Annotated in this window: 22 protein-coding genes; 12 read left to right on the forward strand and 10 right to left on the reverse strand. The window is 61.5% G+C overall.

From position 1 onward, the window contains the following. Window positions 1–16: 16 nt before the first annotated feature. Window positions 17–418: a PRC-barrel domain-containing protein gene (locus tag CBW66_RS00650; RefSeq protein ID WP_086136183.1), complete on the reverse strand. Its 402-nt coding sequence runs from the start codon at window positions 416–418 to the stop codon at window positions 17–19. Window positions 419–665: 247 nt separating this feature from the next. Here CBW66_RS00650 and CBW66_RS00655 point away from each other — a divergent pair, with 247 nt between their 5' ends. The 3 genes from CBW66_RS00655 to ftsB all read left to right on the forward strand — a co-directional run bounded on the left by CBW66_RS00655 (window position 666) and on the right by ftsB (window position 4,127). After that, window positions 666–2,318 (forward strand): CTP synthase, encoded by a 1,653-nt coding sequence (locus tag CBW66_RS00655; RefSeq protein WP_070221438.1) that lies wholly within the window; start codon window positions 666–668, stop codon window positions 2,316–2,318. 140 nt (window positions 2,319–2,458) lie between these two features. Beyond that, entirely contained in the window at window positions 2,459–3,742 is a 1,284-nt protein-coding gene (eno, locus tag CBW66_RS00660; protein WP_086136184.1) for a phosphopyruvate hydratase, read from the forward strand. Between the two features lie 61 nt (window positions 3,743–3,803). Beyond that, the gene (gene ftsB / locus CBW66_RS00665; RefSeq protein WP_035821182.1) at window positions 3,804–4,127 is read left to right on the forward strand and encodes a cell division protein FtsB; all 324 of its coding nucleotides are present in this window, start codon (window positions 3,804–3,806) and stop codon (window positions 4,125–4,127) included. A gap of 611 nt (window positions 4,128–4,738) precedes the next feature. Here the strand turns inward: ftsB and CBW66_RS00670 are convergent. The 5 genes from CBW66_RS00670 to CBW66_RS00690 all read right to left on the reverse strand — a co-directional run bounded on the left by CBW66_RS00670 (window position 4,739) and on the right by CBW66_RS00690 (window position 10,389). Beyond that, window positions 4,739–5,020, reverse strand: coding sequence for a hypothetical protein (locus CBW66_RS00670; protein WP_086136185.1), 282 nt, complete (start codon window positions 5,018–5,020; stop codon window positions 4,739–4,741). Between the two features lie 152 nt (window positions 5,021–5,172). Then, window positions 5,173–6,315 carry a glycerophosphodiester phosphodiesterase gene (locus tag CBW66_RS00675; RefSeq protein WP_086136186.1) on the reverse strand — a complete coding sequence of 381 codons (1,143 nt, stop codon included), beginning with the start codon at window positions 6,313–6,315 and terminating at the stop codon, window positions 5,173–5,175. Next, window positions 6,315–8,729: a TonB-dependent receptor gene (locus tag CBW66_RS00680; RefSeq protein ID WP_230491986.1), complete on the reverse strand. Its 2,415-nt coding sequence runs from the start codon at window positions 8,727–8,729 to the stop codon at window positions 6,315–6,317. The genes CBW66_RS00675 and CBW66_RS00680 overlap by 1 nt, the downstream gene beginning before the upstream one ends. 153 nt (window positions 8,730–8,882) lie before the next feature. Then, window positions 8,883–9,860, reverse strand: a complete 978-nt coding sequence (gene hslO / locus CBW66_RS00685; RefSeq protein ID WP_086136187.1) for an Hsp33 family molecular chaperone HslO — start codon at window positions 9,858–9,860, stop codon at window positions 8,883–8,885. Between the two features lie 4 nt (window positions 9,861–9,864). Continuing rightward, entirely contained in the window at window positions 9,865–10,389 is a 525-nt protein-coding gene (locus CBW66_RS00690) for a gamma carbonic anhydrase family protein (RefSeq protein WP_086136188.1), read from the reverse strand. 207 nt (window positions 10,390–10,596) lie between these two features. Here CBW66_RS00690 and CBW66_RS00695 point away from each other — a divergent pair, with 207 nt between their 5' ends. From CBW66_RS00695 to bamC, 8 genes are all read left to right on the forward strand, one after another. Beyond that, window positions 10,597–11,478 carry an alpha/beta fold hydrolase gene (locus CBW66_RS00695; protein WP_086136189.1) on the forward strand — a complete coding sequence of 294 codons (882 nt, stop codon included), beginning with the start codon at window positions 10,597–10,599 and terminating at the stop codon, window positions 11,476–11,478. A gap of 81 nt (window positions 11,479–11,559) precedes the next feature. After that, window positions 11,560–12,393: a 3',5'-nucleoside bisphosphate phosphatase gene (locus tag CBW66_RS00700; RefSeq protein ID WP_086136190.1), complete on the forward strand. Its 834-nt coding sequence runs from the start codon at window positions 11,560–11,562 to the stop codon at window positions 12,391–12,393. Between the two features lie 219 nt (window positions 12,394–12,612). Next, entirely contained in the window at window positions 12,613–13,497 is an 885-nt protein-coding gene (gene htpX / locus CBW66_RS00705; protein ID WP_086136191.1) for a protease HtpX, read from the forward strand. A gap of 38 nt (window positions 13,498–13,535) precedes the next feature. Further along, window positions 13,536–14,159, forward strand: a complete 624-nt coding sequence (locus CBW66_RS00710; RefSeq protein ID WP_086136192.1) for an L-threonylcarbamoyladenylate synthase — start codon at window positions 13,536–13,538, stop codon at window positions 14,157–14,159. A 94-nt stretch (window positions 14,160–14,253) separates the two neighbouring features. Next, window positions 14,254–14,934 (forward strand): site-2 protease family protein, encoded by a 681-nt coding sequence (locus tag CBW66_RS00715; RefSeq protein ID WP_205701145.1) that lies wholly within the window; start codon window positions 14,254–14,256, stop codon window positions 14,932–14,934. A gap of 36 nt (window positions 14,935–14,970) precedes the next feature. Beyond that, window positions 14,971–15,543, forward strand: coding sequence for a bifunctional 2-polyprenyl-6-hydroxyphenol methylase/3-demethylubiquinol 3-O-methyltransferase UbiG (locus CBW66_RS00720; protein ID WP_086136193.1), 573 nt, complete (start codon window positions 14,971–14,973; stop codon window positions 15,541–15,543). Between the two features lie 84 nt (window positions 15,544–15,627). Further along, the gene (gene dapA / locus CBW66_RS00725) at window positions 15,628–16,506 is read left to right on the forward strand and encodes a 4-hydroxy-tetrahydrodipicolinate synthase (protein ID WP_086136194.1); all 879 of its coding nucleotides are present in this window, start codon (window positions 15,628–15,630) and stop codon (window positions 16,504–16,506) included. Window positions 16,507–16,587: 81 nt separating this feature from the next. Then, on the forward strand, window positions 16,588–17,781 hold the full coding sequence (gene bamC / locus CBW66_RS00730; protein WP_086136195.1) for an outer membrane protein assembly factor BamC: 1,194 nt from the start codon (window positions 16,588–16,590) through the stop codon (window positions 17,779–17,781). 170 nt (window positions 17,782–17,951) lie between these two features. On the opposite strand, the gene CBW66_RS00735 is transcribed toward bamC, so the two are convergent. Next, complete coding sequence (locus tag CBW66_RS00735; RefSeq protein ID WP_034783358.1) at window positions 17,952–18,206, reverse strand: hypothetical protein; 255 nt, start codon at window positions 18,204–18,206, stop codon at window positions 17,952–17,954. Window positions 18,207–18,559: 353 nt separating this feature from the next. Beyond that, window positions 18,560–19,681 (reverse strand): cupin domain-containing protein, encoded by a 1,122-nt coding sequence (locus tag CBW66_RS00740; RefSeq protein WP_086136196.1) that lies wholly within the window; start codon window positions 19,679–19,681, stop codon window positions 18,560–18,562. 93 nt (window positions 19,682–19,774) lie between these two features. On the opposite strand from CBW66_RS00740, the gene CBW66_RS00745 reads away from it, so the two are divergent. Further along, window positions 19,775–20,320 carry a peptidylprolyl isomerase gene (locus CBW66_RS00745; RefSeq protein ID WP_086136197.1) on the forward strand — a complete coding sequence of 182 codons (546 nt, stop codon included), beginning with the start codon at window positions 19,775–19,777 and terminating at the stop codon, window positions 20,318–20,320. 308 nt (window positions 20,321–20,628) lie between these two features. Here CBW66_RS00745 and CBW66_RS00750 read toward each other — a convergent pair whose 3' ends face one another. Both CBW66_RS00750 and mutS read right to left on the reverse strand, forming a co-directional pair. Further along, the gene (locus tag CBW66_RS00750; RefSeq protein WP_086136198.1) at window positions 20,629–21,672 is read right to left on the reverse strand and encodes a hypothetical protein; all 1,044 of its coding nucleotides are present in this window, start codon (window positions 21,670–21,672) and stop codon (window positions 20,629–20,631) included. Further along, on the reverse strand, window positions 21,669–24,362 hold the full coding sequence (mutS, locus tag CBW66_RS00755) for a DNA mismatch repair protein MutS (RefSeq protein ID WP_086136199.1): 2,694 nt from the start codon (window positions 24,360–24,362) through the stop codon (window positions 21,669–21,671). The genes CBW66_RS00750 and mutS overlap by 4 nt, the downstream gene beginning before the upstream one ends. Window positions 24,363–24,573 lie beyond the last annotated feature (211 nt).

Consider the following 24,573-nt stretch of genomic DNA (forward strand, 5'->3'; position numbering starts at 1 on the left):
GTTTTGTCAGGTGTTATCAACGCGGCGTGGTGCCGTAGTAGCTATGGATCGACGTCGCCCATGCCTGGTCCGCCATGTTCGGCCAGTTATCCGTATCGAAGCCGGGCGCGTTTTCGATGCGTTCCTTGTCGACGTTCAAGGTGAAGCGCTTGTTGACGGTGTCGAGCAGCAGCGCTTCCCAGGGCACGGCGAACAGCTTTTCGCCGATGGTGAAGACACCGCCGTGCGACATGACGGCATAGGCGATTTTGCCGCTGCGCATGTCAATCATGATTTCCTTGATTTCGCCCAGGTGTTCATCCTTGGCGTTGTGTACATGGTCGCCGATCAGGGTGTCGGCACCCATCAGCTCAGGGCCGGGGCCTTTGTGGCCGCGGTTGACATACATGCCGTAGGCGTCGCGTTCTTCGTAGCTCATGATAGACCTCCTGTTGAAAAATTCCAGTCTGGCGCCAGGGCGCGGCAGGGTCTGTTCGCTCGCCCACACAAAGTATGGAATTGGAAATATTTCAATTCTTGCTATCGGGTAATTTTGTTGTGCGTAGACAGCAGGAGGGGGACGGATAGTCGGTATTTGGCGCAAATTTCCGCGCGCGGGGGGCGACGCAGGCGGGCTTTAGTGTATAATTTCAATTTCCCGCACGTGCCGTTCGGCACCATCTGCAATGACCAAATTTGTCTTCGTCACTGGTGGCGTTGTGTCTTCCCTTGGAAAAGGGATTGCCGCCGCCTCCCTCGCCGCGATCCTCGAATCGCGCGGCCTTAAAGTCACCATGCTCAAGCTCGACCCGTACATCAACGTCGATCCTGGCACGATGAGCCCTATGCAACACGGTGAAGTTTTCGTCACCGATGACGGGGCCGAAACCGACCTCGACCTCGGTCACTACGAGCGCTTCATCTCCACCCGCATGAAAAAGGTGAATAACTTCACCACCGGCCAGATCTATGAATCGGTGATCCGCAAGGAACGCCGGGGCGAGTATCTGGGCAAGACCGTGCAGGTGATTCCGCATATCACCAATGAAATCCAGGATTACATCCGCCGTGGCGCCGAAGGCTACGACGTGGCCCTGTGCGAAATCGGCGGCACCGTCGGCGATATCGAATCCTTGCCATTCCTGGAAGCGGCGCGTCAGCTGAGCCTGCGCGCCGGCCGCAAGAACACGGCTTTCGTCCACCTGACTCTGGTGCCTTACATCGCCTCGGCCGGTGAGCTGAAGACCAAACCGACCCAGCACTCGGTGCAAAAGCTGCGCGAAATCGGCATCTTGCCGAATGCGCTGCTGTGCCGCGCCGACCGCGCCATCCCGGAAGACGAGCGCGCGAAAATCTCGCTGTTCTCGAACATCGAGGAAGACGCCGTCATTTCCGTGTGGGACGTCGACACCATCTACAAAGTGCCGCAGATGCTGCACGACCAGGGCCTCGACAAGATCATCTGCGATGCGCTGGACCTCGATCCCGCACCGGCCGACCTGTCGATCTGGAGCAAGCTGATCTACACGATGGAGCACCCGAAGGCGGAAGTGACCGTCGGCATGGTCGGCAAGTATGTCGAGCTGACCGAGTCGTACAAGTCGCTGATCGAAGCGCTGCGCCACGCCGGCATCCACACGGAAAGCCGCGTCAACATCGAGTACATCGATTCGGAAGAAATCGAAACGACCGGTTGCGAGAACCTGGCCAAGTACGATGCCATCCTGGTACCGGGCGGCTTCGGCAAGCGCGGCGTGGAAGGCAAGATCAAGGCGGCCCAGTTTGCTCGTGAGCACAAGATCCCTTACCTGGGCATCTGCCTGGGCATGCAAGTGGCCCTGATCGAATACGCGCGCAACAAGGCTGGCATGCCGAACGCGAATTCGACCGAGTTCGACCTTGATACGGATCAACCTGTCGTTGCACTGATCAATGAGTGGCAAAACCACGATGGTAAAGTCGAGTTGCGCGATGAAAACTCGGACCTGGGCGGTACCATGCGCCTGGGCGCGCAGACCTGCGCCGTCAATCCGGGCACCCTCGCCGCCGAGATCTACGGCAGCGTGGTGACCGAGCGTCACCGCCATCGCTACGAAGCCAATAATCACTACCTGGCCCGTGTCGAAGCGGCTGGCCTGATCGTTTCGGCCCGCACGCCGAGCGAAGATTTGTGCGAAATCATGGAATTGCCACGCACGGGTGAGAATGCCCATCCATGGTATATGGGCGTGCAATACCATCCCGAGTTCAAGTCGACGCCACGCACCGGCCATCCGTTGTTTACCTCGTTCATCAAGGCAGCGCTGGCGCACAAAGAAGCCAACGCCGCTGCGCAATAACGCGGTCGATTGCGACAGTATTACCCGTAAGACAGCTCCCGGCCAGATGGTTCCCGCCGGGAGTTTCTTTGCCCCCTTTGTGCAATTGCGCATCAGAACGCAGTGTGCAGCCCCTGTTACGCTTAACTTTGGAGAATGACATGAGTGCTATTGTTGATATTATCGGTCGCGAAATCCTGGACTCGCGCGGTAACCCGACCGTCGAATGCGATGTGTTGCTGGAATCGGGCGTGATGGGCCGTGCGGCCGTGCCGTCGGGTGCCTCGACCGGTTCGCGCGAAGCCGTGGAATTGCGCGATGGCGACGCCAAGCGCTACTTCGGCAAGGGCGTGCTGCAAGCATGCGAAAACATCAATACCGAAATCTCCGAAGCCATCATGGGTCTGGACGCCAATGAACAGGCTTTCCTGGACCGTACCCTGATCGACCTGGACGGCACGGAAAACAAATCGCGCCTGGGCGCCAATGCCATCCTGGCCGTCTCGATGGCCGTTGCCAAGGCTGCCGCCGAAGAAGCGGGCTTGCCGCTGTACCGCTATTTCGGCGGTTCGGGCGCCATGCAGATGCCAGTGCCGATGATGAACGTCATCAACGGCGGCGCGCACGCCGACAACAACCTGGACATCCAGGAATTCATGATCATTCCCGTGGGCGCTCCGTCGTTCAAGGAAGCCGTCCGCTACGGCGCGGAAGTGTTCCACACGCTGAAAAAGATCCTGCACAAGAAGGGTCTGAACACCAACGTGGGCGACGAAGGCGGTTTCGCGCCATCCCTGGCCAACCATGAAGAAGCCATCAAGCTGATCATCCAGGCCATCGAAGAAGCGGGCTACGAGCCAGGCACGCAGATCGCCATCGGTCTCGATTGCGCCGCGTCCGAGTTCTACAAGAACGGCAAGTACGAAATGGAAGGCGAAGGCCTGAGCCTGACGGCCACCGAGTTCACCAACCTGCTGGCGACCTGGTGCGACAAGTACCCGATCATCTCGATCGAAGACGCGATGCACGAAGGCGACTGGGACGGCTGGGCGATCCTCACCAAGGAACTGGGCAAGAAAGTGCAACTGGTCGGCGACGACCTGTATGTCACCAACACCAAGATCCTGAAAGAAGGCATCGCGAAAGGCATCGCCAACTCGATCCTGATCAAGATCAACCAGATCGGCACCCTGACGGAAACCTTCGCCGCCATCGAAATGGCCAAGCGCGCCGGCTACACGGCCGTCATTTCGCACCGCTCGGGCGAAACGGAAGATTCGACCATCGCCGATATCGCCGTTGCCACGAACGCCCTGCAGATCAAGACCGGCTCGATGTCGCGTTCGGACCGCATGGCCAAGTACAACCAGCTGCTGCGTATCGAGGAAGACCTGGGCGACATCGCCAGCTACCCCGGCCGCGATGCGTTCTATAATCTGAAGTAAGCTGATGTAAAACCCACTGGCCGGCCGGAGAAATCCGGCCGGTTTGTTAACCGACTACCCCATGCGCCTGATTACGCTCGCCCTGGCAGCCCTGCTGCTGCTGATCCAATTTCCCCTCTGGCTGGGTAAAGGCGGCTGGCTGCGCGTTGCCGACATGGAAGCGCAGGTGGCGGTGGCCAATAAAAAGAATATGGAATTGAAGGCGCGAAATGCCAAGCTCGAATCCGAAGTGCGCGACCTGAAAGATGGGACGGGCGCCGTCGAGGAGCGTGCCCGCTATGAGCTGGGCATGGTCAAACAGAATGAGATTTTCGTGCAGATCGTGCGCAAGGGACAAACCCCGCCACTGCTGGAAACGCCGGTGGACGCCGCGGCGCCACATTAAGATAGTAGGACTTCCCGCTTGCCAGCCTGGGCCGATTGCCAGGCTGACATATCACAGCTTTATTACTACCTGATACTTCTTACTTTCTCCTGCTATACACGACTGCCTTGCTGCTTGCTGATCAGAAACGGGCCTTGCCGGTCGAGATCAGGTAGAAATGGATGCCGGTAACGACGACGGCGACGGCGATCAGTGCGGTTTCGAGGAACATCATAAAAATCCTTGTGAGTAAATAGTTAGCTTAAAAAACGTCCAGTGCCAGGCGCCAAGCCGAAGACAGTACGAACGTACGGCAAGGCGCAGGCAACGCACTTTTGGACAGGCGTTTAGTCAGCATAAAAAAACGTCCAGTGCCAGGCGCCAAGCCGAAGACAGTACGAACGTACGGCAAGGCGCAGGCAACGCACTTTTGGACAGGCGTTTAGTCAGCATAAAAAAACGTCCAGKGCCAGGCGCCAAGCCGAAGACAGTACGAACGTACGGCAAGGCGCAGGCAACGCACTTTTGGACAGGCGTTTAGTCAGCATAAAAAAACGTCCAGGGCCAGGCGCCAAGCCGAAGACAGTACGAACGTACGGCGAGGCGCAGGCAACGCCGCCCTGGGCGTTTTTTTAGCCGCGCGAAGCGAGGAAGCGCAGTTCGGCTGCCAAGTTCGGCATCAGGTGCTCGTAACGGGTCGCTTCCGAGTTCAGCAGGGCGATGTCGCGCTTGCTTGGGCGCACATAGCGCTCGTCGTCGGCGCTGGTCGTTGCGGTGGCGATGACTTCTTTCTGGGCCAGCTGGCTGTACGGCTTGGAAGCGAGCAGGGCGCCCAGGAAGGCGCGCGTGGCGCGGCCCAGGTTGCTGAAGTAGTTGTCGTTGTCGTTGCTGTAGGTGTTGGTAAAAGTGGACATATGCCCTCCATGAATGGTCTGTTGTTGCATTGCACAATAATGGAGTTGGCGATATATGTCTAATTTCAAATTCCAATTTCAGAAATTCAAGAAACGAATAATAAGGGCGTAGCCGCTGGCCACGCCCTGAAAAAGAATTTGTTACCAAATGTTTATCCGGCGGCGATGCGTCCCAGACCCGGATCGTCGCTGAAAAAGCCGTCCAGTCCCGTCTCGATGTAACGCCGCATTTCCGCCACGGAACCGGCTTCGTTGCGCGCATTTTCGCCATTGCCATCGCGGAAGTCGGCCGCCAGGAAACGGTTTTCCGGGCGGAAGGTCCACGTGTGCAACAGCAAGCCGGCCTGGTGCGCATCATCGACGATGGAAGTGGGCTTGGCCAGGCGCTGGTCGGCGCCCAGCCCGATGATTCCTCGCGTTGGCGGCGCCACCACGTCCGCGTAGGCAGCGATGTCGCGCAGGCCGGCCGGCGTCGTCATCTGCCCGAACGTCAGCTTGCCGCCGGCCTTGACGACATCCATCGGGCGCACGTCGCCGCCCACCACCAGCTGCATCAGGCGCACGTTGGCGCGCCGTCCCAGCTTCTCGCGCAAGTACTTCAAATTCGCCACTTCGAAGGACTGGATTTCGATCGGCGCGCGGCGCGTGTATTCGTGCGCCAGCATGGTCGACAAGAAACGGTCTTCCAGCGCCAGGCCCGCATCGCGGAAATAGGTCGAGCTTTTCAGCTCGGGCACGAGGCCGATGACGCGTCCGCTGGCAGCTGATTGCGCTGCAACAAAATCGATGATTTCTTCCCACGTGGGGATCTGGAATTGGCCATCGTACAAAGTGTTGCCGGTGCGGACTTTCGGCAGCCGTTCGATGGCGCGCAGGGTTTTCAGTTCCGCCAGGGTGAAGTCGTCGACGAACCAGCCTTCGTGCCATTCGCCGTCAACCATCTTCTTGCCGCGCCGGCTGGCAAACTCGGGCCGGCGCGCCACATCGGTGGTATCGATCAAATTGCTTTCGTGGCGCGCCACGAGGATGCCGTCGCGCGTGGCGACCAGGTCCGGCTCGACGTAATCGGCACCATCGGCAATGGCCTTGGCGTACGACGCCAAGGTATGTTCGGGGCGCAGGGCGCTGGCGCCCCGGTGGGCGAACACGAGCGGACGGGCCGGGGGCGTGGCCAGCAGGCCGGCGGCAAAGCCGGGCGCGGCGGCCAGGGCCAGGCCGCCCACGGCCGCCTGGACGAAGTGGCGGCGCGAAAAGTGCCGTTGCGGCAGCACAGGGGCGATATGCGGCGCGCGCATCAGAAGTCCGCCGTCAAGGTCAGGAAGCCCTGGCGCGGGGCGATGGGGAAGGTGTTGTAGGTCTTGTCGGCCGCGCCCACGACTACGTTCAGCGCACCTTCGCGGTTGGCCAGGTTGCTGACGTTGAGTCTCCAGCGCGGATTTTTCAGCCAGCTCGCCATGGCCGGCAGCTTGCCCGACACGCCCAGGCCCATCAGGAAATAGCTGGGGACCGACAAATCGTTGGTGTACGTCGCGTAGCGCTTGCCCACATAGTCTCCGATCAGTTGCACTTCGATATCGCCAAACGTGGCGGAAGCGACGAACTTGTTCAGCCATTCCGGCGAACCGGGCACGTTCTTGCCAGCGGTCAAGACCAGCGCGGCGCCATTGTTGTAATTGTCCGCGTACTGCGAGCGGTTGTACGACAGGGCATTGTAGAACGAAAAATTGTTGCCGAAGTGTACAGTGCCGGCGATATCGATGCCGTCCGTGCGCACGCTGCCCACGTTGGCCAGCACGGGGTTGCCGCCGATGATGGAGGAAATCACGGGTGTCGGGCTGATCTGCAGCAAGCGGTTGCTGAAATCGACGTGATAGACGTTGACCTGGCCATCGATGGCCGTGATGGCGCCCAGGTTCAGCGGATGGCTGCCGCGCACGCCCACTTCATAGGTGAGCGCCGTTTCCGGCTTGGCGTCGCGCTTGAACAAATCAAAAGCGGCCTGGCTTGACAAGCTCCATGGCGAGGCGCCGCCGCCGCCGTAGGTGACGAACTGGCGCATGTTTTTCTGGATATTGAAGTACAGCTGGTCTTGCGGCGTGACATCCCAGCGCGCGCCCACTTGCGGCAAGAACCATTTTTTCGTATTGATGGTGCCGACCGGCAAGGCCGTCGAGCCGCCCGCGATGGCGCCCAGGGCCGGCTGCACGGGGAATTGGCCATCGGCAAATTGCAGGCTGGATTTGAAGCCGGCCTGCAGCGCGATATCGGGACGGATGCGCCATTCATCCTGCAAGTGCAGCTGCACCACCTTGTTGTCGATCTCGCTGCCGTACTGCGTGATCAGAGGATTGCTGGGGCGGTCATAGGGCGACGTCGGCTTGTTGACGTCGAGCGCATACCAGCGGCGGTAGGCGGACGAGCGGTTCTGTTCCAGCCACAGGCCCGCTTCCACCTGGTGCGCGCCGAGCTCCTTGCGCACGGTGGAAATGAAGCCGCCGCGCTTGATGTCGTATTCCGTCGTGCGCACGGCGTAGCCGGAGTTGCCGAACACCTGTTTCAGGTTCTGCTTCGGGTAGTACACGCTGAACAGGCCCGGCAAGCCGGCCACGCCGATGGGGCCGGCCACCACGCCCGCGCCGTCATCCTTGTGGTAATACACCTGGTTGGACCAGGTCATGCCTTCGGACAAGTTGGCGTCGAACTTGGCGTAGGCCAGGTAATCGGTGCGCTGCGCATCGCTGTAGTAATTGCGGTAATTGTTGCCGTCGGCGGCAGGCGTGGCGCCCGTGGGCGACAGGTAATTGAGGGCCGCCTTGAAGTCCGGATACAGGAAGGGGCGCGTGTACGGTGCGCTCGTTTCGCCCGCCACGTGCACGGTGCTGTCTTCGTTCGGCTCGATCTTGTCCGAGTAATTGAAGAACAGGGTCAGCTTGCCCGCCTCGCCGCGGTTGACGTATTTGGCATTGAACTGGTCGCCGCCCTGGCGCGCATCGAAATCCCAGGCGCGCGCCTCATGGTGCAGGATGGAGAAATAGGCGCTGCTGCCATCGCCGAAGGCACCCGTGTCATAGCGGGCAAAGGTGCGCGAGGTGCGGTGGCTGCCCACCGTCTGCTGCAGGCTGGCGCCTTGCGTGGCCAGCGGATCGCTGGAATAGGTTTCGATGGTGCCGCCCAGGTTGCTGGTCGAGGCCGTCGCCAGGTCGCCCGCGCCCGAGGACAGCACGACGCTGCGCACGTTTTCGCTGATGACGGCGCGCTGCGGCGACAGGCCGTTGTAGTTGCCATACTGCTGGTCGCCCAGCGGCACGCCATCCATGGTGTAGCCGAGTTGCTGGCCGGAAAAACCGTGCACGAACAGCGACAGGTTCTGCTCGTTGTTGCCCCAAGGATCGGCCGTCTGGAAGCTGACGCCAGGTAAGGTTTGCAGGGCTTTCAGGGGATTCGTGCCGGGCAGGATTTTCTGAATTTCATTCTTGCTCAGGGCAACCGAGGAGCGCGTCTTGCGCGAGGAAATCTCCACGGTGGCCATCGGTGCGTTGTCGTCGGCAGCCGGGGCCGTAGCGGCGGCCATGTCGGTAGTGGCGGATGCCACGGCGGCGGCCACGGCCGTTTGCGCCAGGGCAGGCAAACTCAAGCCTGCGGCGCAGGCGCCCAGCAAAACATGGAAGGAATGGCGGCGCAGGGCCAGCGTCAAGTGGGAGTTCATCATCAGCCTGTGGAAAGTATTGGATGGAATACAAGCTGCGCAGCGTAACGGCGCTGCGTGACGGGCTGATGACGAACTGATGACGGAACGATGACAGCAGAGACAATTGCGCCGCCTCAAGGGCGGCGCGGTGGGTGCGTGACGAAACTGTAATAGTTAGTTGATGCTGGCTGCGGGCGGAATCAGGACTTCCGCCGGCGCATCCGTGATGAACAGCTGCGCGCAATCGACCTTGTCGAAGTCGTAGTGCTGGCCGCAGAAATCGCAATTCACGCCAACATGGCCGATTTCTTCCAGGGTGCTGTTGACTTCTTCCTCGCCCAGCATCTTGAGCATATTGCCCACTTTTTCACGCGTGCAAGTGCAGTGGAAGCTCGGGTGCAGCGGGTCGAAGACGCGGATCGTTTCTTCCCAGAACAAGCGCTGCATCAGGGTGTCGATGTCGGTGGACAGGATTTCCGCCTCTTTCAGGGTCGATGCCAGCATCACGGCGCGGTTCCACGTGTCGAGCGCGTCTTCTTCGGAGACGGGCGTCGCTTCGGCCTTGCCGCCATGGTGGGGCAGCTTTTGCAGCAGCAGGCCGCGCGAGACGGTGTCATCGGTGGCCAGCCACAAACGCGTGTCCAGCTGTTCCGAACGCAGCATGTAGTTTTCGATCACGGTCGCCATGTCGTCGCCGTCCAGCGGCACGATGCCCTGGTACGGCTGCTGGCCCGGCACCTTGTCGGCCGGGTCCAGGGTGATGATGAAGCGGCCCTTGCCCGTGGCGTTGAGCAGTTGCGGCACGGTGGCGCCGTCGGCAATGGCGGCGTCCGGGTCCAGCTTGGCCGTGGCGCGCAGGCGCAGTTCGGAATCGCATTCGACCACCATCAGGCGCACGGGACCGTCACCATGGATTTGCATGATGATGGAGCCGTTGAATTTCAGGTTGGCCGACAGCAGGGCGGCGGCGGCCACCATTTCGCCCAGCACTTTTTTCACGGCCGTCGGGTAGGCGTGGCGCGACACCACTTCCTGCCAGGTGGTCGAGACGTCGATGAACTGGCCGCGCACGGCGGCATTGTCGAAAATAAATTTTTGCAGGGTATCCTGGCCGGTGGCGGCGCTGACGGCACCCGTGATTTCAGTCGTCATTCTTTTATCCAATCTTCTTGAGTTGCGTATTAAATAGCTGGCCGCGCTGCACATAGTTCACGGCGTTGCCTTGTAGCCTGGTGATATTGTCCGCCGTCAGGGTCCGCACGGCTTTCGCCGGTGAGCCGAGGATCAGCATATTGTCGGGAAATTCCTTGCCTTCCGTGACCAGGGCGCCCGCGCCGACCAGGCAGTTTTTGCCGATCTTCGCGCCGTTCAGGATCACGGCCTGGATGCCGACCAGGGCGCCGTCGCCGATGGTGCAGCCATGCAGCATCGCCTGGTGGCCGATGGTCACGTTCCGGCCGATGTCCAGCGGGTAGCCCGGGTCCGTGTGCAGCACGGCGCCTTCCTGCACATTGCTGTTGGCGCCCACGGTGATGCGCTCGTTGTCGCCGCGAATCGTGGCGCCGAACCAGACGGAGGTATTCGCTTCCAGCGTCACCTTGCCGATCACGTTGGCCGTATCGGCAACAAAAGCGGAAGCATCAATCTGCGGCGCATGGTCGCCCAATTGGTAGAGTGTCATCGTTAGCCTGTGGCGGTGGTGGAAGCGCCGGGCGCGGCCGGACGCGAAAGTTTTGCGCTATTTTACGCTGTTGCATGGCAAGTCCGAGCGCCGACCGTTAATCCGGTATAATTATCGAACGGTCGTACTTTTATGTCCATCCTATCTACAGGTACAGCATGTGGCGCCATCTGCGCCACTTTCAAGGCAGGCAATCAGATGAAACCCATGAAACTTTCCCGTTCCGAATTCATCAGCATCCGCGGCGCCCGCACGCATGTGCGCCACTGGGGCCGCGACGGCGCGCCCATCCTGTTCATGGTGCACGGCTGGATGGACGTGGCCGCCTCGTTCCAGTTCGTCGTCGACGAGCTGGCGGGCGACTGGCACGTGATCGCGCCCGACTGGCGCGGCTTTGGCCTGAGCGACTACACGCAGTCCGACACCTACTGGTTCCCGGACTACCTGGCCGACCTCGACGCCATGCTGCTGCACTATTCGCCGGACGCACCCGTCAATCTGCTCGGTCACAGCATGGGCGCCAACGTGGCCGGCCTGTACGCGGGCGTGCGTCCGGAACGCATCAGCCGCTTCATCAATCTGGAAGGCTTCGGCATGATGGCAACGAAGCCGGAGCAGGCGCCGGGCCGCTACGCCAAGTGGCTGGACGAATTGCGCGAGCCGCCCGCCATGCGCAGCTATCCTTCGCAGCGCGCCGTGGCCGAGCGCCTGCAAAAGACCAATCCGCGCTTGCCGGACGCGCGCGCGGCCTTCCTGGCCGAACACTGGTCGGCGCAGAATGAGGCGGGCGAGTGGGACATCCTCGGCGACCCCCAGCACAAGCGGGTCAATCCTATCCTGTATCAGGTGGAAGAGGTGATGGCGTGCTGGCGCCGCATCACGGCTCCCGTGCTGTGGGTGGAAGCCGATGACACGAATATGTGGCAATGGATGGGGCCAAAGGAGCAGGCGCGCATCGAAATCGACCGGCGTTTGGCCTGTATCAAGGATGTGCGCTGCGAGATGATGGCGGATGCCGGTCACATGCTGCACCATGATCAACCGGCGGAGCTGGCGCGCCTGGTGGAGGAATTCCTCGCCGGATCGTGACGCGGGCGCTCTGCGCTTTTGCCAAGCAGCGTACAATGAAAACTTCTTCCATGCTGAGCCCGTGCAGGGTATTGTTTTCACATGCTTAAAGTCGACCTGCATTGTCATTCGAATATCTCCGACGGCGTGCTTGCGCCTGCCGCCGTGGCTGCGTACGCTTGCCGCGCCGGCGTGGACGTATGGGCGCTGACGGACCACGATGAGGTGTCCGGCGTCGCCGCCGCGCGCGCGGCCGCGCTGGACCTGGGCATGCGCTTCGTGGCCGGCGTGGAAATTTCCATTACCTGGGCCGGCGAAACCGTGCACATCGTGGGCTTGCAAGTCGATGAAAACAATCCGGGCCTCGTGCAGGGCTTGCACCAGACGCGTTCGGGGCGCGACGCGCGCGGCCGCGAAATCGCCCGCCAGCTGGACCTGGCCGGCATCCCCGACGCCTACGAAGGGGCCTTGAAATTCGTCGGCAACCCGGATCTGATGTCGCGCACGCACTTCGCCCGCTACATCGTGGAAACGGGCAAATGCGCGAACATTCCCGACGTGTTCAAGAAATATCTGTCGGAAGGCAAGCCCGGTTACGTCGAGCACCGCTGGGCCACACTGGCCGAAGCCGTGGGCTGGATACGCGGCGCGGGCGGCGTGGCCGTCATCGCCCATCCTGGCCGCTACCGCTTCAGCGACATGGCGCAAGGCGTGCTGTTCGATGAATTCAAGCAACTCGGCGGCGCGGCCATCGAAGTCGTCACGGGCAGCCACAGCCCGGACCAGTATCCGGAATACGCGCAGCTGGCCAATGCCTACGGCTTCCTTGCCTCGCGCGGCACGGACTTCCATGCGCCGGGCGAGTCGCGCGTGGATTTTGCCAAGTTGCCGCCGCTGCCGGCCAACGTGACCCCGATCTGGCACGACTGGTTTTAGCTGACAGCCGGGCAAATCTGCTGCGCGGCGCGCTTTGCGGCCGGCGATGCTCGCTGTACCTTGGTACAGCTGCGCTTCTCGGCCACAAATCACTGCCGCTCGCGACGATTTTCCTGGCTGCCGATGCGCCGCCGCGCCGCCAGAGTCGCTTGAAATCTGAGTTCGCGTCTATATCTTTTTGTTATTCTTGTCATGCATCGACATCCGGAGCCAACGCCCATGAAACGTATCGTCCTTTTTATCGCAACCAACCTGGCCGTGATGCTGGTGCTGTCGCTCGTGCTCAGCTTGCTGGGCGTGGGCAATCCGGCGCGCGGCAGTACCCTGAACCTGGGCAGCCTGATGGTGTTCTCGCTGGTGGTGGGTTTTACAGGCTCGATCTTTTCGCTGTTGATCAGCAAGCCCATGGCCAAGTGGAGCACGGGCGCGCGCGTGATCGACAACCCGACCTCGTCGACGGAATTGTGGCTGGTCAATACCGTGCGCGCACTGTCCGAGCGGGCCGGCATCGGCATGCCGGAAGTGGCCGTCTATGAAGGCGACGCGAATGCCTTCGCCACGGGCGCCTTCAAGAATTCGGCGCTGGTGGCCGTCTCCACGGGCTTGCTGCAAAGCATGAACCGCGATGAAGTCGAAGCCGTTCTGGGCCACGAGATCGCCCACGTCGCCAATGGCGACATGGTAACGCTCACCCTGATCCAGGGCGTGGTGAATACCTTTGTCGTCTTCATGGCCCGCGTGGTGGGCTTCTTTGTCGATAATGTGTTGCTGAAAAATAACAACCGCGAAGGCGGCGGACGTGGCATCGGTTACTTTGTGACCGTGATGGTGTGCGAAGTGCTCTTCGGCTTGCTCGCTTCCATCATCGTCGCCTGGTTCTCGCGCCAGCGCGAATTCCGCGCCGACGCCGGTTCGGCCAAGCTGCTGGGCAGTCCGACGCCGATGATGCATGCGCTGGCGCGCCTGGGCGGCGTGCAGCCGGGCGAGCTGCCGCAATCGATGCAGGCGCTGGGCATCAGCGGCGGCAATGGTGGCTGGGGCGCGCTGTTCGCCACGCATCCGCCCATCGAACAACGTATCGCCGCGCTGCGCAGCGTACAATAATGCTAACTTAACAAGCTGGTTCGCCAGAACGCTTACACATGAGTCAATTTTTTCATATTCACCCTGAGAATCCGCAATTGCGCCTGATCAAGCAGGCGGCGCAGATCATCCAGTCCGGCGGCGTCGTGGCCTTGCCCACGGATTCCTGCTACGCGCTGGTGTGCCAGCTCGACGACAAGGGCGCCGTCGAGCGCCTGCGCCGCATCCGCGGCGTGGATGAAAAGCACCATCTGACCTTGCTGTGCCGCGACTTGAGCGAGCTGGGCGTGTATGCCAGAGTCGACAACCGCCAGTTCCGCCTGCTCAAGGCGGCTACGCCGGGCGCCTACACCTTCATCCTGGAAGCGACCAAGGAAGTGCCGCGCCGCCTCAGCCATCCTTCGCGCAAGACCATCGGCCTGCGCGTGCCGCAGCACCGCATCGTGCAATGCCTGCTGGAAGAGCTGGGCCAGCCGCTGCTGGGCGCGACCTTGACCTTGCCTGGCGACGAGGAGAGCCTGACGGATGCCGACACCATCCGCGAGCGCCTGGAAAAGCTGGTCGACCTGATCATCGACGGCGGCGTTTGCGCGCACGGCCCCAGCACCGTGATCGACCTGACGGGGCCGGAGCCGGAAGTGGTGCGCGTGGGACGCGGCGACCCGGCCGTGCTGGGTTTGTAGAGGGGCATGGCGCGGCGGTTGCGGCGCCGCTCTTCACCTATTCTTAATGACAACATAAGCAAGGACGGTGGGCGCCTCTGTTAAAATCGGCGTCATGAATGATATCAATGTGACGGTACAGACGGTCGCGGTGTATCTGGTGCCCGTGCTGTTTGCGATCTCCCTGCATGAAGCTGCGCACGGCTACACGGCCAGGTATTTTGGCGATCCGACGGCTTCGAACGAGGGTCGGCTGAGCCTCAATCCCATCCGGCACATCGATCTTTTCGGCACGATCCTGCTGCCCTTGACCCTGTATTGGGCGATCGGCGTGCCGTTCGGCTATGCCAAGCCGGTGCCTGTCGATTTCAGCCGCCTGCGCAATCCGAAGAAGCAGATGGCCTGGGTGGCGCTGGCAGGGCCGATGGCCAACCTGGCCATGGCGTTTGGCTGGATGATTGCGCATGTCTTGCTGGACACGGTATCGCACGGTTTTGCCATGCGCGACTACCTTGATAAGGTGAGCCTGGCTGGCGTGGCGGTCAACGTGGTCATGTTCTGTTTTAACCTGATACCCGTGCCACCCCTCGACGGCGGGCGCATCGTCGCCGGCATGCTGCCCGACAGCCTGTCGAGGAAGTACGCCAGCATTGACCGCTATACGCCGTTCATTTTCGCTCTGCTGATTTTTCTGAGCTATAAGGGCTACCTGGGCCTGGCGTTGAGCGGCGTGCTCCAGAAGGCGGTGGAGCTCCTGTACGCGATGACCTTGCCGCTACGTATGCTGCTGGGTTGATGCGTCCTAAAGAGCAATTAACTGATGGAAGTACCGATGCAAGTAACTGAACCAACAATAGAAACCGAAGCGATTTCGGGCTGGCTGCGCCGCTGGGCGCCCCTGATCCCGGGCGGCGAAGTGCTGGACCTGGCCTGCGGCGCAGGCCGCCATGCGCGCCACCTGGTGAGCCTGGGCCACCCGGTGCTCGCGCTCGACCATGATCCGGAAATGCTGGAAAAGGCGGCCGGTACGGGTATCACCACTTCGCTGGTGGACCTGGAGGCGCCGGGCGCGGCCTGGCCATTCGCTCCCGGCCGCTTTGCCGGCATCGTCGTCACCAATTATCTGCACCGGCCGTTGCTGGAAGCGATGATTGCCAGCCTGGCGCCCGATGGCCTGCTGCTGTATGAAACGTTTGCCGAGGGTAATGAGCAGTTCGGCAAGCCATCGAATCCGAAATTCCTGCTCAAGGAAGGTGAAATGCTGACCTGGGCCGTGCAGCAGGGCTTGCGTGTGGTAGCGTATGAAGATGGGCGCGTGGAACAGCCAAAAGCTGCTCTGGTGCAACGAATTTGTGCCGTCCGGCCGGATTTTCCACGGTTGGCAGCCTTGCTGCCGACGTTTTGAGCGGCCATACTATGTCAGAATGCACCACAGGCGCGGGCTATCCGCTACAATCGTTGTTTTATTTATCGGCGCTATAAACTTACTATGATCAAGGGCAGCATTGTAGCAATCGTCACCCCGATGCACGCAGACGGCAGTCTGGACTTTCCAGGTCTGCGCAAGCTGATCGACTGGCATATCGCCGAGGGTACGGACGGCATCGTCATCGTTGGCACAACGGGCGAATCGGCAACAGTCAGCGTGGAGGAACACTGCGAACTGATCCAGTTGACCGTCGAACATGCCAAGGGACGCATTCCTATCATCGCCGGCGCCGGTGGCAACTCCACGGCCGAGGCCATCAAACTGACGCGTTACGCGAAAGAAGCGGGTGCCGATGCTGTCTTGCAAGTGGTGCCGTACTACAACCGTCCTACCCAGGAAGGCATGTACCAGCACTTCAAGGCCATCGCCGAAGCCGTCGATATCCCCGTCATCCTGTACAACGTGCCGGGCCGCACGGTTGCCGACATGAGCAACGAGACCATCGTGCGCCTGTCCGCCATCCCGAATATCGTTGGCGTGAAAGATGCGACCGGCAATATCGGCCGCGGCATCGACCTGCTGCGCCTGGTGCCGGCCGATTTCGCCGTGTACTCGGGCGACGATCCGACGGCCATGGCGCTGATGTTCTGCGGCGGCCACGGCAACATTTCCGTGACGGCCAACGTCGCGCCGCGCGCCATGCACGAACTGTGCGTCGCGGCCATGGCGGGCGAGCGTGCCACGGCGATCGCCATCAATAACAAAGTTTTCCCTCTGCACCAGAAATTGTTTGTCGAGCCCAACCCGGTGCCCGTCAAATGGGCGATGGCCGAAATGGGCCTGATGCCTGCCGGCATACGCTTGCCACTGGTGCCGCTGGCTGAAAATTGCCATGCCACCGTGCGCGATGCCTTGCGCGACGCCGGCGTCCTGTCTTAAGGCCGAACTTCAAGCCCGGACTTGACCAGTCCGGACCTTCCCTGATTCCAGCTGCTACTTAGCTTCTTATCCAGTTACGACATGACTAATTGCAAGAAAAACCAATCGGCGCCTGCCACCATCGCCGTCCGCGGCATCGTCATCGGCGCCGTCGCAGCCAGCCTCGCGGGCTGCGGTATGATCAGTTCGGTAGTCGGCGGCGACAAGGTCGACTACAAGTCGGTCAAGAAAGCCGGCACCCTGGACGTGCCGCCTGACCTGACGCAATTGCAGCAGGACAACCGCTACTCCCTGCCCGATGCGAAAAACGGCGTGGCCACGGCTTCCGGCTACAACGCGCAGCGCAATGCCACGGCCGGTACCCCGGTCGTCGTGGGCGCCGACGGTGTGGTCGGCGTGGTGCCGGTCACGGCAGGCGGCGTGAAGGTCGAGCGCGCGGGCAACCAGCGCTGGCTGGTCGTCAAGCAGTCGCCCGAGGTGCTGTGGCCGCAGCTCAAGCAGTTCTGGGAAGATTCGGGCTTTACCATTGCCGTCGACCAGCCGACGGCTGGCATCATGGAAACCGAGTGGAATGAAAACCGCGCCAAGGTGCCGCAAGACTTTATTCGCAGCACCATCGGCAAGGCCTTCGATTCCCTGTACTCGACCGGTGAAAAAGACAAGTTCCGTACCCGCGTGGAGCGTCTGGCCGATGGCTCGACCGAGATCTATATCAGCCACCGCGGCGTGGAAGAGGTCGTCACGGGCCGCGACAAGGAAACCACCACCTGGACCGCTCGCCCGAACGATCCGGGCCTGGAAGCGCAATTCCTGGCCAAGCTGATGACGCGCCTGGGCGCGGCCAGCGACGATGCGCAAGCGAAGACGGCCGTCGATGCCGCCATCGTGCAGCCGCAGCACGCCAAGCTGGTGGGCGACGCCGCCACGCCGGCACGCGCCATCGAAGTCGATGAAGGGTTCGACCGCGCCTGGCGCCGCGTCGGCCTGGCGCTGGACCGCGTTGGCTTCACCGTGGAAGACCGCGACCGCACGCAAGGCACGTATTTCGTGCGCTACGTCGATCCGGACGCGGTCAAGAAAGATGGCTTCTTCTCGAAACTGTTCAGCTGGGGCTCGTCGTCCGACAAGGACAAGGAAGCGCAGCGCTACCGCGTCCTGGTCAAGGCCGGCGCTGGCTCGTCCAGCCGGGTCAGCATCCTCAGCAACGAAGGCCAGCCGGATACCTCGCCAGTGGCCGAGAAGATCCTGGGTCTGCTGAACGATCAGTTGAAATAATCGCTGCGGCGGCGGCAGGTTTCAATACCTGCCGCGTGTGAAAAAGGCTGGCCCGGGAAACCGGGCCAGCCTTTTTTATCGCCCGCGTCGTGCCTTATATCCTGTGGATAAAAAGCCGGACGCAAAAAAGCCGGCCCTAAGGCCGGCTTTCTTTAGTGCAGGGTGCTAAATTACTTAGCAGCCGATGCAGCAGCCGAAGCAGCCGAAGCAGCGTCGGTAGCGGCCGAAGCGGCAGCCGAAGCAGCAGCAGCAGCGTCGGTAGCGGCCGAAGCAGCAGCGTCAGCAGCAGCAGCTGGAGCAGCTTCAACTGCTGGTGCTGGTGCTGGGGTTTCAACTACTGGTGCTGGTGCAGGAGCTTCTTCTTTTTTGCTGCAAGCAGCCAGAGCAACAACCATCAGGGAGGCGATCAGCAGGGATTTTTTCATTTGTTTTCCTTAATTATTTCAAAAAATAAATCAATATTGTTGCGATGAATAATTACCGGTAATTATCGCTCGTTAGGTCGTCTTCGAAGGCTTTTCGTACCAGGTGGTGCCTGCCAGACAACGGAAACTTCCTAACCGAATATTATAGCGATTTTTGGTGCGTCGCAATAGGAGCAAGAGGCAAATTCGCAACTATTTTGTGATATCGCAATATTTGCCGAAGCAAATTGCAAGCAAGTGTAAGCGATTTGCGAAAGCGCGACAAAACGATATAAAAATAATATGTTTCATTGCGCTGGCGCAGAAGCTGTCATTTTACCTACTGTAATACCACTTTGCTACGACACGCTCATTCAAGCCAGTTCGATCCAGCCATCCTGATACCAGGTATACAAAGCATCCATCACGTCATCGGACGCCTGGGCCACGGCGGCGCCATCGAGGGCGCGTTCGTTGGCCAGGGCTTCCAGGGCCGTTTTGTCGGCCTTGCCAATGGCAAACGATTCGCCATTGATGAAGACATTCTTGCCACGATACAGCATCAAGGTCTTGCGCGACAACACGATCCCCTTTTTCTGCGCGGCGTCCGCGAAGCGGCCTACCGTCAGCGGCTTGGACAGCGGCGTGAAAAACACATTGTGCTTCGGTTCCGACAGGTGCTCGCCCAGGAAAATAGTCACGTCTTCTTCCGTGAAGCGTACCTTGTTCATTTCTTCGGCGATAGTGCTGAGCATTTCACGGGGGATTTCCGCCGGCTTGCCCGACGCTTTCAGGTCGGGATCGCTGTAAATGCCCGGCAAGTCGATCGAATCGGCCATGAATTGCAGGAAAGCCTCGCCCAGTTCCTGGAACGATGGCGAGCGGAAACCGATCGAATACGTCTGGCAGTCGCCGATGGCCACGCCGTCGTGCGCGTAGTGGGGCGGCAAATACAGCATGTCGCCCGGTTCCAAGGTGAATTCTTCGTCGGGCGTGAAGTTGCTGAGGATTTTCAGCGGCAAGCCGTCGATCAGGCTCAGGTCCTTCTGCGCGCCGATGCGCCAATGGCGCTTGCCCTGGCCTTGCAGCAGGAACACGTCATAGGAATCGAAATGCGGGCCCACGCCGCCGCCATCGGTGGCGAAGCTGACCATCAGGTCGTCCAGGCGCGCGTCGGGCAGGAAGCGGAACTGGCGCAGCAGGGCGTCGGCCTTGGCGCTGTGCAGGTTGGCGCCCTGCACCAGCAAGGTCCACTCCTTCTGTTTCAGCGAGGGCAGGCTGCTCAAAGGACCTTGCTGCATGTTCCAGTGGCCATCCGCATGGCTGACCAGGCGCGATTCGACGTGGTCGAGGGTAGCCAGCTCGGCCAGGGCCTTGACATCGAACAGCGCCTTGAAGCCAGGCACGGCTTGACGGATCAACAAGGGTTTTTTATGCCAGTAGTCGCGCAGGAATTGCGCCGGCGTAATATCGCCGAGGAGAGTTAATTTTTTCATGCGCCCATTATAACAACCGGAAATGCAGGAATGCGCCTGCCGTTGGCGGCGTGAAGGTATAATTTGCCAGCTTATACAATGAAAGGAAGCATAATGAAGATTGCCAAAAATACGGTCGTGACTGTCAACTACAAACTGTCAGACGCGCAAGACAATCTGATCGAAGACGGCCGTCAACCGATGGTCTACCTGCACGGTGATTATGAAAACACCCTGCCGAAGATCGAAGAAGAACTCGACGGCAAGGAAGTCGGCTATTCCAACACGATCCAGATCGAACCGGATGATGCTTTCGGTGAATACGATCCAGCCCTGGTGAAGGTTGAGCCGCGCAATCGCCTGCCTGAGCCGCTGGAAGTGGGCATGCAATTCGAAGGCATGCCGGAAAGCGACTCGCCTGACGAAGAAGCGATGATCTTCACGGTCACCGATATCGCCGACGACAAAGTCGTACTGGACGGCAACCATCCACTGGCCGGCATCGCGCTGCGCTTCTCGCTGACCGTCGCTGACGTGCGCGCCGCCACCGACGAAGAAATCGCCCACGGCCACGTGCATGGCGCACACGGCCATGACCATGGCGATGATGAAGATGAAGGCGAAGAGGGCGATCACTTTCGCACCCACCCTATTCACTGAGGACACCTGACCAAACCTGCTGCGCGCAGCGGGGCGCGGCCGGCGATGCTCACCGTACTTTAAGTACGGTTGCGCTTCTCGGCCACGCCGCGCAGCTGCTCGCGACGGTTTTGTCAGGCGTCGTGACGCTGGTGGGTAACACCCGACCAAACCTGCTGCGCGGCGCGCTTTGCGGCCGGCGATGCTCACCGTACTAGAGTACGGTTGCGCTTCTCGGCCACAAATCACTGCCGCTCGCGACGGTTTTGTCAGGCGTCGTGACGCTGGTGGATTGAATGAATAAAGGCCGACTTCGTCGGCCTTATTTTTTATCTGCGCACGGTCGACGCCCTGGTGCGCGCCTGCGCCGATGGGCGGGTGGCGCGTTGGCGCACCTCAAAGAATGGCGTCTTGCCGGGCCGTACGGCGATGGCGGACCAGTCGTTGTCGATGCTGACGTGGCCCAGGTTGCCTTTCCAGCTGATTTTTGGCGCGCCAGCGCTGGCCGCGGCCTTCTTGCTTTTACCTTCCTTGCCGTCCGCGTCGGTTTCGCGCTGCGTATCGACCAACAACACCTTGCCGCTGAACTTTTTCGCCAGGCTACGGATCTGCTTGCGCGGTCCGGCAAAGCCATCCTGTTTGATGTTGTAGCTGAAGCTGGGCAGCAGCGAATTGTCGTCTTCTTCGAGCACGCCCACGTCGCCATCGGAAAACAGCACGATGCCGTCGAGTTTCTTGCGCTGCGCCATGGCGAACAAGCGCTGCAGCCAGGAGCGGTTGGCCACCAGGCGGTCTTCGAATTCGCTGTTGCGTCCCGCTTCTGGCAGGAAATGGTTGTTATTCGCGGGCAGGTTAATGGTGGCAAACAGCACGCCGCCGTATTCCCAGTGGGCGTTTTCCGCATAGCTGCGAAATTTCGCCGTCGATGACAGCCGCGACAGGGTCAGCTTGCGCTGGCCCAGGCTCTGGTCGTCGGCGAAATACACGTCGCGCAAGCGGTTCAGGCGTTCGATGGCGTTGATGCGGCCGCGCGAATTGCGGCAGTTGGCCCAGTCGCTGGCCGACAGCGAGACGATCAGCGGCGGGCCGCTGGCGTCGAGCAAGTCCTTGCGCTGGCTGTACAGCTTGTCGCTGCACGATTCGCTGGCGGCCTTGATGCCGGTGGCCACGACGAAGGACGCGTTGAAGGCGCTGGTGTCCGCGATGGCTTTTTTCAGGGGACCGTCGTCGGGTCCCGCGTTGAAGGAATGGCCCAGCACGGCGAACTCGAAGCCGGCCTGGTCGCCCGGGGCGGCCAGCGCCGCTTGCCAGGGCAGGCAGGCGACCAGCACGCTGGCGGCCAGCAGGCGGATCGTGCCGCGCCGGATCGTCATGCGGCGGCCAGCCGTTTCAACTGATACAGCTGCTCCAGCGCATCGCGCGGCGTGAGCGCATCGGGATCGAGGTCGGCGATGGCGTCGAGCAAGGCTTGCTGCGCCGCGTTCAGCGCGGCCAGCGGCGCCGCCGCTGCCTCTTCTTCCTCCTGCGCATACGGATCGGCGGAGGGCAGCGAGAACAGGTCGCGCTGCGGCGTGGCGTCGAGCGCCTGCGCTTCCAGGCGCGCCAGGTGCTTGCGCGCCGCCTTGATCACGGGCTGCGGCACGCCGGCCAGTTGCGCCACCTGCAAGCCGTAGCTTTGCGAGGCGGGACCGGCCTGCACGGCGTGCAGGAAGACGATGCTGTCCTTGTGCTCGACGGCGGACAGGTGCACGTTGGCGGCGCTCGGGTGGCTTTCCGGCAGTTGCGTCAGCTCAAAGTAATGCGTGGCGAACAGGGTGAAACTGCGGCTGCTGTCGATCAAATGGCGCGCGATGGCCCAGGCCAGGGCCAGGCCGTCGAAGGTCGAGGTGCCGCGGCCCACTTCATCCATCAGCACCAGCGAATGCTCGGTGGCGCCGTTCAGGATGGCCGCCGATTCCGTCATTTCGACCATGAAGGTCGAACGTCCGCCCGCCAGGTCGTCGGTGGCGCCGATACGTGTAAAAATGCGGTCGATGGGGCCGATGGTGGCGGACGCGGCCGGCACGTAGCTGCCCACATAGGCCAGCAGGGTGATGAGTGCCACCTGGCGCATGAAGGTCGATTTACCGCCCATGTTCGGACCGGTAATCAGCAGCAGCCGGCGCTCGTTGACGAGGCGGCAGTCGTTGGCGATGAAGCGCTCGATCTGCTTTTCCACCACCGGGTGGCGGCCTTCGACGATGTTGATGCACGGTTCGTCGACCAGTTGCGGCGCCGTCCAGTTGTGCTGCTGCGCATGTTCTGTCAGCGCATTCAGGGTGTCGAGCTGGGCCAGGCCCTGCGAAATCGTCTGCAAGGTGCCGATGTGCGGCGCCAGGTCGGCCAGCAGCAGGTCGTACAGCATTTTTTCGCGCACCAGGGCCTTGTCCTGCGCCGACAGGGCCTTGTCTTCGAACACCTTCAATTCCGGCGTGATGTAGCGCTCGGCGTTTTTCAGGGTCTGGCGGCGGCGGTAGTCGTCCGGCACCTTGTCCGTCTGGCCGTGCGTGACTTCAATATAGAAGCCGTGCACCTTGTTGTATTCGACGCGCAGGTTGGCGATGCCCGTGCGTGCGCGTTCGCGCGTTTCCAGGTCGAGCAGGAACTGGCCCGCGTTTTCCGACAGCGCGCGCAATTCATCGAGTTCCGCGTCGAAGCCGGTGGCGAACACGCCGCCGTCGCGCACCATGGCGGCCGGTTCCTGCGCCACGGCGCGCACCAGCAAGTCCAGGCAGGCAACAGGCGTGGCCAGCGCAGTATGGATGGCGGTCAACAAACCGCTTTCGCCGCCCTGGCCAGGACCATAGCAACGCACGACGTCGCCGCGCAGGGCCGGCAGTTGCAGCAGGCCATCGCGCAGGGCGGCCAGGTCGCGCGGACGCGCCGACAGCAGCGCGATGCGCGTGGTGATGCGTTCGATATCGGGCACTTGCGCCAGCGTCGCGGCGAGCGGGCCGGCCGCTTCGCTTTGCGCCAGCGCGGCAATCGCTTCATGGCGCGAACGCGCCACGTTCTGGTCGCGCCGCGCATGGTGCAGCCAGTGGCGCAGCATGCGCGAACCCATGGCCGTGCGGCAATGATCCAGCAGGGAGAACAAGGTCGGCGATTCCTGGCCGCGGATGGTTTCCGTCAATTCCAGGTTGCGCCGCGTAGCCGCGTCCAGGCCGATGAATTCGCTTTCCGTTTCCGTGATCAAAGAGCGCACGTGCTGCAAGCCGCGTCCCTGCGTCGATTGCGCATAGCGCAGCAGCGCGCCGGCCGCGCCGAACGCGGCGCCGAGGCCGTCGGCGCCAAAGCCCGTCAAGGTCGCCACGCCCAGCTGGTCGAGCAGGGCCTTGTGGCCGCCGACCACGTCGAAATGCCAGTCCGGCACGCGGTTCACATGCGTGCCCGCGTAGTCATCGAACAGGTTGCCATTGTCGCCGCTGAGAATTTCGGCCGGCACGATGCGTTCCAGCTCCTGTTGCAGGCGCACGGCCACGGTGGACGCATCGCCGGAAAACTCCATCAGCTTCAAGGCACCGCTGGCCAGCGACAGCCAGGCCAGGCCCGTCGTCACTGTCTTGCGCTGCGTGATGCTGCACATGGCCAGCAGCGGGCGCTCCGCCTTTTCCGGCAGCAAGTCCGCATCCGTCAGGGTGCCGGGCGTGACGACGCGCATGACCTTGCGCTCGACCGGACCCTTGCTGGTGGCCGGGTCGCCGATCTGTTCGCAGATGGCCACCGACTCGCCCAGCTTGACCAGCTTGGCCAGGTAGCCGTCGAGCGAATGAAACGGCACGCCGCACATTTTAATCGGGTTGCCACTGGCCACGCCGCGCGCCGTCAGGGTAATGCCCAGCAGGCGCGCCGCTTTTTCCGCGTCCTCGAAAAACAGCTCGTAGAAATCGCCCATGCGGTAGAAGACCAGCATCGTCGGGTGATTTTCCTTGATGGCCATATATTGCTGCATCATGGGCGTAAGTTTTTCAGCGGAATTTTTCTTTGCCGCGGCGGCGTTGATTTCTTTTGGGACGGTGGTCATGTGTTCTTTGTCGTTGGTCCGGCGGCAGGAAACGCATGCCTGCCGGGCTGTGTGTGGTGCTGTGTGCGTGCCAGGCTGCGCCAGAGGGCGGAGCTTGGGTTCAAGGCCGTCATTTTACCGCTTTCGGCGGGCGGGGCGGCGTATTGCGTGCGCCGGTGAGCAAGCAGCATGTTGCGGCACTGCCGTTGAGCCGTCAGGCAAGCGGAATTGC

The organism is Janthinobacterium sp. GW456P, from assembly GCF_002127655.1.
Classification (GTDB): Bacteria; Pseudomonadota; Gammaproteobacteria; order Burkholderiales; family Burkholderiaceae_D; genus Janthinobacterium.

Excerpts from the sequence above, each read along its gene's own strand:
- CBW66_RS00650 (WP_086136183.1), bottom strand. The coding sequence starts at position 418 with ATGAGCTACGAAGAACGCGACGCCTACGGCATGTATGTCAACCGCGGC.
- CBW66_RS00655 (WP_070221438.1), top strand. The coding sequence starts at position 666 with ATGACCAAATTTGTCTTCGTCACTGGTGGCGTTGTGTCTTCCCTTGGA.
- eno (WP_086136184.1), top strand. The coding sequence starts at position 2,459 with ATGAGTGCTATTGTTGATATTATCGGTCGCGAAATCCTGGACTCGCGC.
- ftsB (WP_035821182.1), top strand. The coding sequence starts at position 3,804 with ATGCGCCTGATTACGCTCGCCCTGGCAGCCCTGCTGCTGCTGATCCAA.
- CBW66_RS00670 (WP_086136185.1), bottom strand. The coding sequence starts at position 5,020 with ATGTCCACTTTTACCAACACCTACAGCAACGACAACGACAACTACTTC.
- CBW66_RS00675 (WP_086136186.1), bottom strand. The coding sequence starts at position 6,315 with ATGCGCGCGCCGCATATCGCCCCTGTGCTGCCGCAACGGCACTTTTCG.
- CBW66_RS00680 (WP_230491986.1), bottom strand. The coding sequence starts at position 8,729 with ATGATGAACTCCCACTTGACGCTGGCCCTGCGCCGCCATTCCTTCCAT.
- hslO (WP_086136187.1), bottom strand. The coding sequence starts at position 9,860 with ATGACGACTGAAATCACGGGTGCCGTCAGCGCCGCCACCGGCCAGGAT.
- CBW66_RS00690 (WP_086136188.1), bottom strand. The coding sequence starts at position 10,389 with ATGACACTCTACCAATTGGGCGACCATGCGCCGCAGATTGATGCTTCC.
- CBW66_RS00695 (WP_086136189.1), top strand. The coding sequence starts at position 10,597 with ATGAAACTTTCCCGTTCCGAATTCATCAGCATCCGCGGCGCCCGCACG.
- CBW66_RS00700 (WP_086136190.1), top strand. The coding sequence starts at position 11,560 with ATGCTTAAAGTCGACCTGCATTGTCATTCGAATATCTCCGACGGCGTG.
- htpX (WP_086136191.1), top strand. The coding sequence starts at position 12,613 with ATGAAACGTATCGTCCTTTTTATCGCAACCAACCTGGCCGTGATGCTG.
- CBW66_RS00710 (WP_086136192.1), top strand. The coding sequence starts at position 13,536 with ATGAGTCAATTTTTTCATATTCACCCTGAGAATCCGCAATTGCGCCTG.
- CBW66_RS00715 (WP_205701145.1), top strand. The coding sequence starts at position 14,254 with ATGAATGATATCAATGTGACGGTACAGACGGTCGCGGTGTATCTGGTG.
- CBW66_RS00720 (WP_086136193.1), top strand. The coding sequence starts at position 14,971 with ATGCAAGTAACTGAACCAACAATAGAAACCGAAGCGATTTCGGGCTGG.
- dapA (WP_086136194.1), top strand. The coding sequence starts at position 15,628 with ATGATCAAGGGCAGCATTGTAGCAATCGTCACCCCGATGCACGCAGAC.
- bamC (WP_086136195.1), top strand. The coding sequence starts at position 16,588 with ATGACTAATTGCAAGAAAAACCAATCGGCGCCTGCCACCATCGCCGTC.
- CBW66_RS00735 (WP_034783358.1), bottom strand. The coding sequence starts at position 18,206 with ATGAAAAAATCCCTGCTGATCGCCTCCCTGATGGTTGTTGCTCTGGCT.
- CBW66_RS00740 (WP_086136196.1), bottom strand. The coding sequence starts at position 19,681 with ATGAAAAAATTAACTCTCCTCGGCGATATTACGCCGGCGCAATTCCTG.
- CBW66_RS00745 (WP_086136197.1), top strand. The coding sequence starts at position 19,775 with ATGAAGATTGCCAAAAATACGGTCGTGACTGTCAACTACAAACTGTCA.
- CBW66_RS00750 (WP_086136198.1), bottom strand. The coding sequence starts at position 21,672 with ATGACGATCCGGCGCGGCACGATCCGCCTGCTGGCCGCCAGCGTGCTG.
- mutS (WP_086136199.1), bottom strand. The coding sequence starts at position 24,362 with ATGACCACCGTCCCAAAAGAAATCAACGCCGCCGCGGCAAAGAAAAAT.